14 protein-coding genes and 1 tRNA gene are annotated in these 13,400 nt (G+C 61.4%); 9 read left to right on the forward strand and 6 right to left on the reverse strand.

All coding sequences use genetic code 11. The features are described 5' to 3' along the window. Window positions 1–24: 24 nt before the first annotated feature. The 3 genes from tpiA (at window position 25) to DL86_RS01230 (ending at window position 3,492) form a co-directional block, all read left to right on the forward strand. Window positions 25–798: a triose-phosphate isomerase gene (tpiA, locus tag DL86_RS01220; protein ID WP_036257367.1), complete on the forward strand. Its 774-nt coding sequence runs from the start codon at window positions 25–27 to the stop codon at window positions 796–798. 474 nt (window positions 799–1,272) lie between these two features. Continuing rightward, window positions 1,273–1,668 carry a preprotein translocase subunit SecG gene (gene secG / locus DL86_RS01225; protein ID WP_036257368.1) on the forward strand — a complete coding sequence of 132 codons (396 nt, stop codon included), beginning with the start codon at window positions 1,273–1,275 and terminating at the stop codon, window positions 1,666–1,668. Between the two features lie 195 nt (window positions 1,669–1,863). Next, window positions 1,864–3,492 (forward strand): CTP synthase, encoded by a 1,629-nt coding sequence (locus tag DL86_RS01230; protein WP_036257369.1) that lies wholly within the window; start codon window positions 1,864–1,866, stop codon window positions 3,490–3,492. 6 nt (window positions 3,493–3,498) lie between these two features. Here DL86_RS01230 and DL86_RS01235 read toward each other — a convergent pair whose 3' ends face one another. Continuing rightward, entirely contained in the window at window positions 3,499–3,711 is a 213-nt protein-coding gene (locus DL86_RS01235) for a hypothetical protein (RefSeq protein ID WP_036257370.1), read from the reverse strand. Between the two features lie 139 nt (window positions 3,712–3,850). Between DL86_RS01235 and DL86_RS01240 the strand changes: the two genes are divergently transcribed. Next, window positions 3,851–4,915, forward strand: coding sequence for an aldo/keto reductase (locus tag DL86_RS01240; protein WP_036257372.1), 1,065 nt, complete (start codon window positions 3,851–3,853; stop codon window positions 4,913–4,915). An 18-nt stretch (window positions 4,916–4,933) separates the two neighbouring features. Here DL86_RS01240 and queF read toward each other — a convergent pair whose 3' ends face one another. Then, complete coding sequence (gene queF, locus DL86_RS01245) at window positions 4,934–5,395, reverse strand: preQ(1) synthase (RefSeq protein ID WP_036257373.1); 462 nt, start codon at window positions 5,393–5,395, stop codon at window positions 4,934–4,936. A gap of 245 nt (window positions 5,396–5,640) precedes the next feature. Here queF and DL86_RS01250 point away from each other — a divergent pair, with 245 nt between their 5' ends. Beyond that, the gene (locus DL86_RS01250; RefSeq protein WP_036257374.1) at window positions 5,641–6,234 is read left to right on the forward strand and encodes a TetR/AcrR family transcriptional regulator; all 594 of its coding nucleotides are present in this window, start codon (window positions 5,641–5,643) and stop codon (window positions 6,232–6,234) included. A 33-nt stretch (window positions 6,235–6,267) separates the two neighbouring features. Here the strand turns inward: DL86_RS01250 and DL86_RS01255 are convergent, their stop codons facing one another. Continuing rightward, entirely contained in the window at window positions 6,268–6,669 is a 402-nt protein-coding gene (locus DL86_RS01255) for a VOC family protein (RefSeq protein ID WP_036257375.1), read from the reverse strand. A gap of 129 nt (window positions 6,670–6,798) precedes the next feature. Between DL86_RS01255 and leuC the strand changes: the two genes are divergently transcribed. Then, window positions 6,799–8,205: a 3-isopropylmalate dehydratase large subunit gene (gene leuC, locus DL86_RS01260; RefSeq protein ID WP_036257376.1), complete on the forward strand. Its 1,407-nt coding sequence runs from the start codon at window positions 6,799–6,801 to the stop codon at window positions 8,203–8,205. Between the two features lie 24 nt (window positions 8,206–8,229). Here the strand turns inward: leuC and DL86_RS01265 are convergent, their stop codons facing one another. Further along, window positions 8,230–8,919 carry a hypothetical protein gene (locus tag DL86_RS01265; RefSeq protein ID WP_036257378.1) on the reverse strand — a complete coding sequence of 230 codons (690 nt, stop codon included), beginning with the start codon at window positions 8,917–8,919 and terminating at the stop codon, window positions 8,230–8,232. Window positions 8,920–9,268: 349 nt separating this feature from the next. Between DL86_RS01265 and DL86_RS01270 the strand changes: the two genes are divergently transcribed. The 3 genes from DL86_RS01270 to murI all read left to right on the forward strand — a co-directional run bounded on the left by DL86_RS01270 (window position 9,269) and on the right by murI (window position 11,306). Beyond that, window positions 9,269–9,355: transfer RNA gene (locus DL86_RS01270), tRNA-Leu, on the forward strand. 103 nt (window positions 9,356–9,458) lie between these two features. Then, a complete protein-coding gene (locus DL86_RS01275) occupies window positions 9,459–10,343 on the forward strand; it encodes an RNA methyltransferase (protein WP_051952531.1) in 885 nt (294 codons plus the stop codon). A 123-nt stretch (window positions 10,344–10,466) separates the two neighbouring features. Continuing rightward, on the forward strand, window positions 10,467–11,306 hold the full coding sequence (murI, locus tag DL86_RS01280) for a glutamate racemase (protein WP_036257379.1): 840 nt from the start codon (window positions 10,467–10,469) through the stop codon (window positions 11,304–11,306). Window positions 11,307–11,410: 104 nt separating this feature from the next. Here the strand turns inward: murI and xseA are convergent, their stop codons facing one another. Then, window positions 11,411–12,985 (reverse strand): exodeoxyribonuclease VII large subunit, encoded by a 1,575-nt coding sequence (xseA, locus tag DL86_RS01285; RefSeq protein WP_036257380.1) that lies wholly within the window; start codon window positions 12,983–12,985, stop codon window positions 11,411–11,413. A 37-nt stretch (window positions 12,986–13,022) separates the two neighbouring features. After that, window positions 13,023–13,379, reverse strand: coding sequence for a cupredoxin domain-containing protein (locus DL86_RS01290; protein WP_036258009.1), 357 nt, complete (start codon window positions 13,377–13,379; stop codon window positions 13,023–13,025). Window positions 13,380–13,400: the final 21 nt, after the last annotated feature.

Raw genomic sequence — 13,400 nt, forward strand, 5'->3', positions numbered from 1 at the left:
CCCGGCCCATTCGGAAACATTTTAATGCCCTATAGACCACGCTCGCCTGGATTACGCCCGCTCGTCGCCGGAAACTGGAAGATGAACGGGTCGCGCAATGACATTGATGAAGCGGCCAAAATATGTTCGGCGGTCGCCGGCGGGGAAGCCGGGAAGGCGGAGATCGTCATTTGTCCCCCAGCGACCTTGCTGATGGCGATGGCCTCCAGTTGCAACGGATCCCCGGTGCGGTTCGGCGGTCAGGATTGTCATGCGGAGCCAAGCGGCGCTTTCACCGGTGACATTTCCGCCGAGATGCTGAAGGACGCCGGCGCCAGCTTTGTCATCGTCGGCCATTCGGAGCGTCGGAGAGCGCATCATGAGACCGATAAGATCGTCCGCGCCAAAGCGACGGCGGCTCTTCGCGCCGGGCTTGTCGCCATAATTTGCGTTGGCGAAACCAGGGCCGAGCGCGAGGCGGGAGGCGCCCTCCCGATCGTGGGCGGACAATTGAGCGGTTCGATTCCAGAAAATTTCTCGCTGGAGCGAGTCGTCATAGCCTATGAGCCGGTCTGGGCGATTGGCACGGGCCTCACGCCCACCGCCCAAGACGTCGCGGAAATGCATCGCTTCATCCGCGACAGGCTGAATCGGCATTTGCCGGAGCCGGGCGGCAATGTACGGATTCTGTATGGAGGATCCGTCAAGCCCGCCAACGCCGGGGAACTGATGACGGTAAAGAATGTCGACGGCGCCCTGGTCGGCGGCGCCAGCTTGACTTCCGCCGAATTCATGGCGATTGCTGGCGTATACCGGTAGGCTGGCTCGCGACTCCGCCCCCATGCTAGGGGTTGCGGGGGCCTTCGGAAGAAGGGGCGCCACGGGATGACTGGTACCGTCGAGCGTAGCCGACAAGAAGTCTACGTCTATAGATCAAACGCTTTTTTAATGATTTGAAAAAGCTGCTCCGCACTTTTATGATCAAACTGAAGCGTTTGGCTTTGCTTTTCAGGGGTCTCTCGATCGGAGGAACCCCGCGTGTCAAGTTGAAGAAGCGGTCCGTTGGCGCCTCCAGCTTGCAAGATCGACCAGTGGCATTTCACTTCGGTTGGGTGAGGTTTCGGTCGCCTGAGTTCTTCCCTTACAAAGTCAGTTACCCTGGCCATTTGTTTCTCCGTCCATCTAGCTTTGCGGACGCGGGAGCATTATGAAGTGGTCGCATCAGCCGGACAGGCTGGGGTTACGAACTGATTATTGTCAATATCGTTCCGTCGTCTAGGAGACATTTTGTAAATGCAGTCGGTCTTGATTGTCGTTCACCTCATGATCGTGGTCGCGCTCGTCGTGACCGTGCTTTTGCAGCGTTCGGAAGGCGGAGCCCTCGGCGTCGGCGGCGGCGGCTTCATGACCGGACGCGGCCAGGCGAACGTCCTGACCCGCACCACCGCCATTCTGGGCGCTCTATTTTTCGCGACAAGCCTCAGTCTGACCATCCTCGCCAAGTTCAACAAGGCGCCGGAAGTGCTTTTGCAGTCCGTCAAGCCTATTGAGCCTTCCGGCCAAGCGCCGGCGCAGCAGAACGGCGGCTCGAGCAACCTGCTCGATCAATTAAAACAATTGGAGGAAGAGCGCCAACAAGCGCCTGCGCCGATTCAGCCGAGCGCGCCGCCAGCCCCAAGCGGGAAATGAGGTCTGGCCTAGCGTCCGCGCGGTCTTGCGCGAACCGAGGCGGGGCTCAAAGCCAACAACTAAACAAATAACGAAAGTCCCGTTCCGCAAACTTGAGTGCGTGCAAGAGACGGGCGTTATTTGTGTGGATGATGACGGGCGGAGACCATAATTCCGCTCTCCAAACCGGCAAAAACAGGATAATCCTCAAAGCCCATGGCGCGGTATATTTTCATCACCGGCGGCGTGGTCTCATCCCTTGGAAAAGGGCTTGCGTCGGCGGCCCTCGGCGCTTTGCTTCAGGCGCGCGGCTACACCGTGCGCTTGCGCAAGCTTGACCCTTATCTCAATATCGATCCGGGGACGATGAGCCCCTATCAGCATGGCGAGGTCTTCGTAACAGACGATGGCGCCGAGACCGATCTTGACCTTGGCCATTACGAGCGATTCACCGGCCGTCCGGCCGCGCGGGAAGACAATATCACCACCGGCCGGATCTATCAGGAGATCATCGCCAAGGAGCGCCGCGGCGACTATCTCGGCGCCACGGTCCAGGTCATTCCGCATGTGACCAACGCTATCAAGGACTTCATCCTGAACGGCAATGAGGGCGTCGATTTCCTCCTGGTCGAGATCGGCGGAACGGTCGGCGATATCGAAGGCCTGCCATTTTTCGAGGCGATCCGGCAGCTTGGCAATGACCTCCCGCGCGCGCATGCGCTTTATATTCACCTGACCTTATTGCCATTCATCGCTAGCGCGGGCGAACTTAAGACCAAGCCGACGCAGCATTCGGTCAAGGAATTGCGCTCGATCGGGATCCAGCCCCATATTCTTCTCTGCCGCACTGATCGTGAGATCCCGCGCGAGGAGCGCCGCAAGCTGGGGCTCTTTTGCAATGTGCGCGAAAGCGCCGTCATCGAGGCCCGCGACGTCGCCTCGATCTATGATGCGCCGCGCGCCTATCATGGCGCCGGCCTCGACCAGGAGGTTCTCGCCGCATTCGGGATAGAACCCGCGCCCAAACCCGACATGAGCCGCTGGAACGCGGTGATGGAGCGCGTTCGCAATCCCGAAGGCGAAGTGACGATTGCGATCGTCGGCAAATATACCGGCCTCAAAGACGCCTATAAATCCCTGATCGAGGCCTTGAGCCATGGCGGCATCGCCAACCGCATCAGGGTCAAGCTCGATTGGATCGAGTCAGAAATTTTCGAGGGCGGCGATCCCGCGCCCCATCTCGACCATGTGCATGGGATTCTTGTCCCCGGCGGTTTCGGCCAGCGCGGCGCCGAGGGAAAAATCCTCGCGGCGCGTTTCGCGCGTCAGCGCAAGGTGCCGTTTTTCGGAATCTGCTTTGGAATGCAGATGGCGGTGATCGAGGCGGCGCGCTCCCTTGCCGGAATCGCCGACGCTAATTCCACCGAATTCGGTCCGACCAAAGAGCCCGTGGTCGGCCTTATGACCGAATGGATGCGCGGCAATGAATTGCAGATCCGCGCCGCTGAGGGAGATCTTGGCGGAACGATGCGGCTTGGCGCCTATCGCGCTGTGTTGGAGCCTCACTCCAAGATCGCCGCAATCTATGGCAAGACCGAGATTTCTGAGCGGCATCGGCATCGCTTCGAGGTCAACACGGCCTATCGCGAGCGCCTTGCCGAAAAGGGGCTCACCTTCGCCGGGCTTTCGCCGGACGGACTCCTGCCTGAAACGGTCGAATTCAACGATCATCCTTGGTTCATCGGGGTGCAATTTCACCCCGAGCTGAAATCGCGGCCGTTCGAGCCCCACCCGCTTTTCGCGAGCTTCATCGCCGCGGCGCTGGAGCAGTCGCGGCTGGTGTGAGGGCCGCTACTGACCTGATCCATTCGGGGCCTGGACCTTTAACACCAACCGACACCCGTCATAAAGCTCAAGCGTCCGTCCGTCAGCGAGCTCGCGCAATCGGTCGATCGCGTCGTCGTCATTGGCGCAAGCGAGCGCTTTCGATTTCTTGATGCGCCCATCCGCGTCGAGAAAAAACAGGCGGTAGGACGACGGCTCCGCAGGACAATCCGACGCCATCAGCAGCTCCCTGTTGTTGCGTCCTCAAAACAAAAACCAGAGTCGAAAAGCAAAATCGGAGCCATGCAGCCTCGCTGCTTGATCAAAGGCCGGCAAAGGCATAGTTCTCAATCCAGCATTGTGCATCTGCGAGATTGAAATGGAACGGCGCCGGCTAGGCCAAACCGACCTTCAGGTTTCCGCCCTTTGTCTTGGAACAATGACCTGGGGCCAACAAAATACCGAAGCCGAAGGCCATGCCCAGATGGACTATGCGCTGGAGCAGGGGATTAATTTTTTCGATGCGGCCGAGGTCTATCCGATCCCGTCGCGAATGCGGACGCAAGGGAACACCGAGCGAATCATCGGCTCTTGGTTCCGAGCGCGGAAGACCCGCGACAAAGTGATCCTCGCAACCAAGGTCGCCGGTCGCGGCCAGTCGAGATGGCTTCATGGCAAGCTGGCGGGGCTGCGCGGCAAGCCGACCGAACTCGATCGGAAAAATATCACGGCGGCGGTGGAAGGATCGCTGCGGCGGCTGCGGACCGACTATATCGACCTTTACCAGCTGCATTGGCCGGACCGGCCTCTCCGTCTATTCGCCGATAGCGCCACGACATTTCGCGATCTGCCCACCGGTCCCGAAAATCCGATCGAGGACATCGTCGACGTCCTAGCCGATCTCGTCAAGGCGGGGAAAGTGCGCCATATCGGCCTTTCCAACGAGACATCTTGGGGAGTCATGCGGTTTCTGCGCGCAGCCGAAATCGGCGCCGGTCCGCGCGTCGCATCGATCCAGAACGCCTATCACCTTCTCAACCGAACTTTCGAAATCGGCCTCGCGGAAATCGCCCTGCGCGAAAAGGTGGGGCTCCTTGCCTATTCGCCGCTCGCCCAAGGTTATCTCACCGGCAAATATCAGCGCGGCGCGCGTCCGCCAGGCGCAAGGACGACCCTGTTCGACCGCGGGCAACGCTATGAAAAGCCAGGCGTTGAGGGCGTAATCGATGAATATTTGGCCCTCGCCACGGAATTCGGCCTCGATCCGGCGCAAATGGCCTTGGCTTTCGTCACTTCGCGGCCCTTTGTCACGTCGAGCATCATAGGCGCGACGACGCGGGAGCAGTTGAAGACCGATATCGATTCCATCCATGTGAAGATCGCGCCGGAGCTGGAGAAAAAAATCGATGCAATTCATCAGCTTCGCGGCAATCTCGCGCCGTGATTGGGGCCCCTGAAAGCTTTAGCCGCGTCCGCGATAGGGCGGCACGCCCTGATCTGGAATCCAGGTCCCGGCCGGCAGCTCTCCCGTCGCCCAAAAAACGTCGATCGGCATGCCGCCGCGCGGATACCAGTAGCCGCCGATCCTGAACCAGCGCGGCTCCAGCAGCGCGACAAGGTCCTTGCCGATGCGCAAGGTGCAGTCCTCGTGAAAAGCGCCGTGGTTGCGAAACGAGGTCAGATAGAGCTTCAGCGATTTCGATTCGACCAGCCATGCTCCGGGCAGGTAGTCGATCACGAGATGCGCGAAATCGGGCTGGCCGGTGACCGGACAGAGCGAAGTGAACTCGGGCGCGGTGAAGCGGGCTATGTAGTTTTCCCCGACATGCGGATTTTGCACCCGATCGAGCGTCGCCTCGGCGGGCGATCGCGGGTTCGCCGCGCTCGCGCCAAGCAGGCTTGTTCCAGTGTGAAATTTAACCATGTGGCCCTCGATGGGAGGCAAGAAGATTTTTCGCTTCGGTTAAGCCTACGCGGGTCGCCCCCTGGACCGAATGGAAGGGGCTGTAGTCCAGAGGCGGCGAAAACTCAATTCCCTCAAAGCAATAGCATTGCAGATCCATGGGTGTTTGATATCGTGGTAACAGATAGTGATATCTGTTACCACGATATTTCTTCCGAGAGTTTCGGCGGCTGGGCCTCCATCCGCAATAGGCTTTGTGAGAAATCATGGACGATTCCGCGCTGACGCCCGAAAAGATCCTCAACGTGACCGAGGCCGTCCTTCGCCGCTTCGGCCCGGGCAAGGCGAGCGTCGTCGATATCGCCCGCGCCCTTGGGGTCAGCCACGGCAGTCTGTACCGGCACTTCCCGAGCAAGGCGGATCTGTTCGACGCCGTGGTGGCGCGCTGGCTCGGACGCGTCGCCGGGCCGCTGGCCTTGATCGCCGCTGAAGCGGGCCCTGCGCCCGAGCGCCTGCGGCGATGGTTCGACGTCTTGATCGCCTCGGAGCGGGCCAAGGCGCAGGGCGATCCGGAACTTTTCGCCACCTATGCCGCTCTTGCAGCGGACGCGCGAAAGATCGTCGCCGCCCATTCCGAGCGGCTCGCGACGCATATCGCCAAGATCGTCGATGATGGGGTCAAGCAAGGCGCTTTCGCGGTCGGCGACGCGAATGCCATGGGCGCGGCGATCTTCGACGCGACAACGCGTTTCCACCATCCGCTCCACGCGCGGGACTGGTCGAGTCCCGAGATCGCTCCTGCTTTCGAAGCGATCTGGCGCCTGATTCTGGGTGGGCTTGGCGCTTGCGCGCTCAAGTGAGGCGCATGGTCTCCAAACCAGTTGCGCCGGACGTCAGATCAGCGGCGCGTTCAAGATCCAGCGATGGCCGAAAGGATCGCGGAAGGTTGCGATCCTGGTTCCCCAAAATGAGTTGGTCGGGTTGGTTTCCCCCTTGGCGCCCAGCTTGGTCGCCCTGGCGAAAACATCGTCAATATCCTTGGGCTTGGCGTATTCGAGGCTGACTGACGAGGTTGAGAGCTCGCCTGGAAGCGGGATTCTCGTATGGCCGAACTCGGGAAACGCGTCGGCGAGCATGACCGACCCGCCATTGATCGAAAGCTCGCAATGCATGATCCGCATGCCGTCGAATGCCGGCATGATGGCTTTTTGCTGCGCCCCAAAGACCGCGGTGTAATAGGCAATAGCCGCCAAAGCGGGGGAGACCGTCAGATAAGGCGCAACCGGCGGGCGCATCGGATTCCTCCGCGTTCAAGGTCTGGTTGGACGCGAAGGTACTTCCCCCTAGGAGATCTTGCGAGTAAGAAACGCATCCTCACTGGTTTTTTTCCAAAAAATGGCCACATCGGGCGCATGGGATCTCAAATGGGTAAGCCTCGCACGCTATACGACAAGATATGGGACGACCATCTGGTCGATAGCCAAGCTGATGGCTCGTGCTTGATCTATATCGATCGCCATCTCGTGCATGAGGTCACTTCTCCCCAGGCGTTCGAGGGTTTGCGGCTGACGGGACGCAAAGTCCGCGCGCCGCAAAAGACGCTGGCCGTCGTCGATCACAATGTCCCGACGACGGATCGCTCGAAGGGAATTGCCGATCCCGAAAGCCGCATCCAGGTTGCGCAATTGGCGGCCAATGCGAAAGAGTTCGGCATCGAATATTTCAACGAACTCGATCCACGCCAGGGCGTCGTCCATATCATTGGCCCGGAGCAGGGCTTCACCTTGCCGGGCGCGACCATCGTCTGCGGCGATAGCCATACCTCGACGCATGGCGCGTTCGGAGCGCTCGCGCAGGGCATAGGCACGTCCGAGGTCGAGCATGTGCTGGCGACTCAGACCTTGATTCAATCCAAGGCGAAGAACATGCGGGTCACCGTCGACGGCGTCCTTGCCGATGGGGTGAGCGCGAAGGACATCGTACTCGCGATCATTGGCGAGATCGGCACAGCCGGCGGCACCGGGCATGTGATCGAATATGCCGGAGAGGCGATCCGCGCCCTTTCGATGGAAGGCCGGATGACCGTCTGCAACATGACGATCGAGGGCGGCGCTCGGGCCGGGATGATCGCGCCGGACGCCAAGACCTTTGCTTATCTCGAGGGCCGTCCTAAGGCGCCGAAGGGTCCGGCATGGGAGGCGGCGATGGCCTATTGGGAAGGCCTCCATTCCGATCCAGAGGCGCAGTTCGACACGGAAATCCGCCTCGACGCTGCAAGCCTGCCGCCGCTCGTCACCTGGGGCACGAGCCCGGAGGATGTCGCGACGATCACAGGTCGCGTCCCCCATCCGGATGCAGCCATGAACGAGGCGAAAAGGGCCTCGATCGCGCGCGCGCTGGATTACATGGGTTTGCAGGGAGGGGAGAAGATCACCGATCTTGCGATCGATCGGGTGTTCATCGGGTCCTGCACCAACGGCCGGATCGAGGATCTGCGCGCCGCCGCCAAAATGGTCGCCGGGAAGCATATCGCCGCCAGCGTCAATGGCATGGTCGTGCCGGGTTCGGGCCTCGTGAAGCAGCAGGCCGAAGCCGAAGGCCTCGACGCGATCTTCAAGGCGGCGGGGTTCGAGTGGCGCGAGCCTGGCTGCTCCATGTGCCTTGCGATGAACCCCGATCGTCTTGCGCCCGGCGAAAGGTGCGCTTCGACCTCCAATCGCAATTTCGAGGGCCGCCAAGGCTTTAAGGGTCGCACCCACCTGGTCTCGCCGGCCATGGCGGCTGCAGCCGGAATCGCCGGCCATTTCGTCGATATTCGCGAGTGGCGCTAATGACGCCGGCGCGGGCTTGCTTGCTCAGCAAGTCCGGTCGATGTGATAGCCGGAGGCGCTGACCGAGCCGCGATATTGGCAGCCGCCGAAGGAGCCGGAGAAACGATAGGCGCCGCCGGTCTGCCAGATTGCGCTTTCGCTAGAGGAGCCTGCGCCAAAGGATCGCGCCTTGCTCGTCGCGTGGTGCGAGCGAGAGGCGGCGCGCTGCGCGTGACGCGGCTTTCCCGTCGCGCGGGGCTTTTCAGCGCCGGCGGGAGGTTCGGCGGCCTTGCCCGACGCTATTTCAGGTTCCTCCGAGGCCGCGTTCTTGGATTTGGCGTCCGCCGCGCTCGAGGTCTTGGCGTCGCTGCTGCCCGTATCTTGGAGCCGCGCATCAGTTTCGGCTGATTCGGCAGTCGCTGCAGCGAGATCATTGGCATTCTTCTCTTTGGCGACTGCCTCTTTCGAGTCCCGGACGTCGGAGTGCCGGACCTCGGATTCTCGGGCTTCAGCGTCTTCAGAAGCTTGGGCTTCGGCATCCGGCTTCTTGTCGTTCAGGACCGGCGCGTCCTGCGACCAGATTTCGATGATCCGCGAAGACTCCTTGGTGGCCGCCGGCGCCGCCGATTTTGCCTCAACCGGCACATTGCTGTTCTTGTGATTCGCCATTTCGACGGCCAGAGCTGTCGTCGCCAGAACAAGGGTTGCGGCGATCGCCGTCGAAATTTTTCTCATGGCTCTGATTCCGTTCGCGTAACTGCGCAAAGCGAGGGCGGGAGATCGGCGTGCGGGGCATCCTGATCGGAGCGAGATCCTGACCTTCCGTCTATTGTTGGGCTGTGCCGTTCAGCACATTGATGAACGGCTTCGGCTGAGTCGAAAAAGAGCATTCGACGCGCCGCGCCAGGTTGCGAGAGCGATCACAATCCGATACGTAACAGTCGTGCGAAGCGCATCGAGCCTTTCTGGCGAGAGCATGGAGCATAACCAACGTCCGCGGCGCCATGCGGATGAGGGCCGAGCCTTTGAATGAAGGCGAAGGAAGACTTGAGAGCGCTCCACGGTGCGTGGAATACGGTCTTTGGCGGGCGTGGCGGAACTGGTAGACGCGCCGGACTCAAAATCCGGTTCTGGTGACAGAGTGTCGGTTCGATTCCGACCGCCCGCACCAAAAATCATCGATCTGTCGCGAGGGGCCTCGGAGCCATCGACCTGCGGGCCGCGCGGCGCTCATCTTAGAGCATTTTCGAGCGCCGGGCTTGGAGAGCATCGCCATGACAGGCGCTGGAACCGATCGCACCAAGCTCAGTCTTGAAGGTGGACCGGCCATCATCCTGGTGCGGCCGCAACTCGCGGTGAACATCGGCATGTGCGCCCGGGCGATGGCGAATTTCGGCCTGGCGGATTTCCGCTTGGTTTCCCCGCGCGAGGGCTGGCCTCGCACCGGCGCCTTGAAGAAAGGCGCCAACGCCGCCGCGGCCGGCGCGGTTCATCTCCTTGAGGCGGCAAAGCTTTTTGACAGTCTCGAAGCCGCCGTCGCCGACCTGAATTTCGTCTTTGCGACCACCGCGCGCGAGCGCGGTCAGCACAAGCCCATTTTGACGCCCGCAGACGCCATGCCGCAATGCGCGCGGGCGATCGCCGGGGGCGAGAAACATGGCGTCCTGTTTGGGCCAGAACGCACTGGACTTTCCAATGACGAGGTGGCCTTGGCCGATGCGATCATCACCTTTCCGGTCAACCCGGCCTATGCCTCCCTTAACCTGGCGCAGGCCGTGCTCTTGACCGGTTACGAATGGATGCGCGCCGCGACCGACGCAAAAGCGCCTTTCGCCCCAATCGAACGCTCGCCGGCCGCTCCGCGCGACATGGTGCTGTCTTTCTTCGATTACCTTGAAGGCGAACTCGAGCGCGCCGGGTTTTTTCGACCCGCTGGCAAGCAGCCGGTGATGCGGCGCAACCTCCGCAATATTTTCCATCGCTTGACATTGAGCGAGCAGGACGTGCGCACCCTGCGCGGCATGATTGTGCGCCTCGTCGAGGGGCCAAGAGCGGAGGCGCGGCTCCGCCCCGCGCCATCGGCTCCATCCCCGGTCGAGCAGGCGGCTGCGCCGGATGCCCCCGCCGATCGCGCTGCGGAGGGATGTCGGGATCGCTGACGAGACGGCCGTTTGGCAATAATGCTTTAACCATTGCCTGCTTCCTTAAGCTTGGTTTGCCGGTCGATCTCGATGCCGGAACAAGTTAAGGAAAGGATCGAGAAATCCGCTTGGGTTCCCTAAATGTCGCGCGCGCCCAAAATTCTGGTCTTCGATTCCGGCCTTGGCGGCCTGACCGTATTCGCGGAAGTGACGCGCCTGCGGCCGGATGCTCGGATCATTTATGCCGCGGATGATGCGGGCTTTCCCTATGGCGCCTTATCGGAAGAGGCTTTGATAGCTCGGGTCTTGTCGGTCGTTCAGCGCTTGATTGCCCGATATGCGCCGGACGCCGTCATCATCGCATGCAACACCGCCGCCACTCTGGTTCTTCCGCATCTGCGCGCTCAATTTTCCCAAACCCCTTTCATCGGCACGGTGCCGGCGATCAAGCCCGCAGCAAGCCAATCGCGCTCAAAGCTCATCTCCGTGCTTGCGACGCCGGGAACCGTGGCGCGCGACTATACCCGCGACTTGGTCCGCGCCTATGCCGCCGATTGCCAGGTCACGCTCGTCGGCTCCAGCGCGCTCGCGGGGCTCGCCGAAGCATTCATGCAAGGGGAAAGTCCTTCGCAAGAGGCGATCTGGCGTGAGATCGCGCCATCTTTCGTTGCACGGGATGGCCGACGCACCGATTGCATCGTGCTCGCCTGCACGCATTATCCCTTGCTGATCGAGCATTTCGTACATCTGGCGCCCTGGCCGGTGCAATGGATCGATCCAGCTCCAGCGATCGCGCGGCGAACCGATTACGTGCTTTCGGAGGATCTCGGTTTTCGCCGCGTTTCCGCACAAGCGCCGGAGGCGTCAAATCATGCTCTTTTCACCGGACCATCGGCTCCCGGGCCCAAACTCGCGGAGGCGTTGCGCGCGCGGGGAATCGAAAAGATATCCATGGAGCCGATGCCGCTGGTCTTTGCTTAGCGCATGACGCCAAAGAGCTATAGGCTTTCGGATTAATTTCAGCAAAACAAATAGATGAAACTATAAGCTCGATTCTGCTTGAAGATATTGCGCTCTGGCCTTCATCAAAATAGCGAGCCTTGGTCGCGTTTGCGCGGCGCCTTGCTGGTTCGCTTCTCCGGAGCGGCGGCCTTCGGCGGCCCGGCGATCGCTGTCTTTTGGCCGTCGGAGAATTTGATATGCAGAAGCGCGCCGTCCACAATCTCGGCCGCTTTCGTCACGAGCTTACCCTGCCCGTCGCTTACCATCGCGAAGCCGCGCGCCAGCACCTGGCCGTAACCGAGGCTCCCGAGCAATTGCGCCAGTGTCCTGATCTGGGCGCGGCGGGCCTCCATGCGGGCAAAGATGCCATGCTCCATGCGTTTGGCCAGGGCGTCGAGCCGTCGGCGGGAAGCTGTCGCCCTTTCGCACTCGATCTTGACCCGGGCGGCGCGCGCAATGGTGAGCCGGGAGCCGATGTGATCTAGGCTTTGTCTGCGTCGCTCCCGTCCTGTTGCAAGGGCGCGCCGCAGCCTCTGATGTAGCGCTTTGAGCTGCTCCTCCGCGCGTCCCATTTTGGCTTGCGGCGATTGTTGGGCGAGCCGGTGCGATAGGCGCGCCAAGCCGATTCGCTGGCGGTCATGCGTCCTAGCAAGCGCGCCATGGAGGCGACCGGACGCGGAATCAAGGCGCTGGCGGGGCAGGGCGACGATCGCATCGCCCTGCGGCAAAGCGCGCAGCAGAGCGCGCAATTCATTGCGGCGGCGCTCGACGAGCCGGAATGTCGCCCCGGCATGGCGGCGGCCAAGATCGGCGAGGCTTGCAGCGAGTTCCGCGCGCACCGGCACCGCCTTTTCCGCCGCGGCGCTCGGCGTCGGCGCGCGTAGATCGGCGGCATGATCAATTAAGGTCCAATCGGTCTCGTGGCCGATCGCCGCAATCAGAGGAATGAAACTTTGTGCGGCGGCGCGGACGACGACTTCCTCATTGAAGCTCCAGAGATCTTCGAGCGAGCCGCCTCCGCGCGCGACGATGATGACGTCGGGGCGGCGCAACGGCCCTTGCTCCGGCAAGGCGTTGAACCCTCCGATCGCGGCGGCGATCTCGGCCGCCGAAGTTTCGCCCTGAACCCGGACCGGCCAAACCAGGACATGGCGCGGAAAACGGTCGGCGATCCGGTGCAGGATGTCTCGGATGACGGCACCGGTCGGCGAGGTCACGACGCCGATGCAGGCCGGCAAGAAGGGTGGAAGCTGCTTCCGCGCCTCATCGAAAAGCCCTTCGGCGGCGAGCTTGCGGCGGCGCTCCTCGAGCAGCGCCATGAGAGCGCCGACGCCGGCGGGTTCGATCGCCTCGATGATGATTTGATAGCTGGACTTGCCGGGAAAGGTCGTGACCTTGCCGGTCGCGATGACTTCCAAACCTTCCTGCGGCTTGGTCCTCAGTTTCGCGAAGACGCCCTTCCAGATCACCGCGTCGATGCGGGCGGATTGATCCTTCAGGCAGAAATAGGCGTGGCCGGACGAATGCGGCCCGCGATAGTTCGAGATTTCACCGCGCAGGCGCACGAAGCCGAACCGATCCTCGATCGTCCGTTTCAAGGCGTTGGACAATTCGCTGACGGTAAGTTCAGGCGCATTGCTGGCGGCGGGATCAGGCATGGCGCGAGGATGCAGGATTTGATCCTCTTAGAAAAGCCTACTCCGCTATGATTGCGCCTTCGGCGGTCGACTCGTTGAAGTCGCCATAGAAACGATAGCGCCCCGCTGCGAGTGGCCGCAGCTTGAGCGTGATTTCGGCGTTGCCCGCGACGACCTTCTCCACCCGAAGCGTCTTGCTTTCGAACTCCTCAGGAGTCGGATCAAGGTTGCGCACGATTAGCGTAATCGGCGTGTTGGCCGGCGCCTTCAGTTCGGCAGGTTGGAACAAATGATTTTTGATGGAGGTGCGCAGCGTGACAGCCTCCTGCGCGCCAGACGGCGATTGGCCCAGCAAAATCAGAAAGGCCGATGCGATCGCAGGCAGGAAGACGTGGCTGATGGATGGATTGAGCATTCGATTTTCCATGGATCACGT

The sequence above is a fragment of the Methylocapsa aurea genome (assembly GCF_000746085.1).
Lineage (GTDB): Bacteria > Pseudomonadota > Alphaproteobacteria > Rhizobiales > Beijerinckiaceae > Methylocapsa > Methylocapsa aurea.

Coding starts and splice junctions, on each gene's coding strand:
- DL86_RS01265 (WP_036257378.1), bottom strand. CDS start 8,919: ATGAGAAAAATTTCGACGGCGATCGCCGCAACCCTTGTTCTGGCGACG.
- DL86_RS01230 (WP_036257369.1), top strand. CDS start 1,864: ATGGCGCGGTATATTTTCATCACCGGCGGCGTGGTCTCATCCCTTGGA.
- DL86_RS01240 (WP_036257372.1), top strand. CDS start 3,851: ATGGAACGGCGCCGGCTAGGCCAAACCGACCTTCAGGTTTCCGCCCTT.
- DL86_RS01235 (WP_036257370.1), bottom strand. CDS start 3,711: ATGGCGTCGGATTGTCCTGCGGAGCCGTCGTCCTACCGCCTGTTTTTT.
- queF (WP_036257373.1), bottom strand. CDS start 5,395: ATGGTTAAATTTCACACTGGAACAAGCCTGCTTGGCGCGAGCGCGGCG.
- xseA (WP_036257380.1), bottom strand. CDS start 12,985: ATGCCTGATCCCGCCGCCAGCAATGCGCCTGAACTTACCGTCAGCGAA.
- tpiA (WP_036257367.1), top strand. CDS start 25: ATGCCCTATAGACCACGCTCGCCTGGATTACGCCCGCTCGTCGCCGGA.
- DL86_RS01255 (WP_036257375.1), bottom strand. CDS start 6,669: ATGCGCCCGCCGGTTGCGCCTTATCTGACGGTCTCCCCCGCTTTGGCG.
- leuC (WP_036257376.1), top strand. CDS start 6,799: ATGGGTAAGCCTCGCACGCTATACGACAAGATATGGGACGACCATCTG.
- DL86_RS01275 (WP_051952531.1), top strand. CDS start 9,459: ATGACAGGCGCTGGAACCGATCGCACCAAGCTCAGTCTTGAAGGTGGA.
- DL86_RS01290 (WP_036258009.1), bottom strand. CDS start 13,379: ATGCTCAATCCATCCATCAGCCACGTCTTCCTGCCTGCGATCGCATCG.
- murI (WP_036257379.1), top strand. CDS start 10,467: ATGTCGCGCGCGCCCAAAATTCTGGTCTTCGATTCCGGCCTTGGCGGC.
- secG (WP_036257368.1), top strand. CDS start 1,273: ATGCAGTCGGTCTTGATTGTCGTTCACCTCATGATCGTGGTCGCGCTC.
- DL86_RS01250 (WP_036257374.1), top strand. CDS start 5,641: ATGGACGATTCCGCGCTGACGCCCGAAAAGATCCTCAACGTGACCGAG.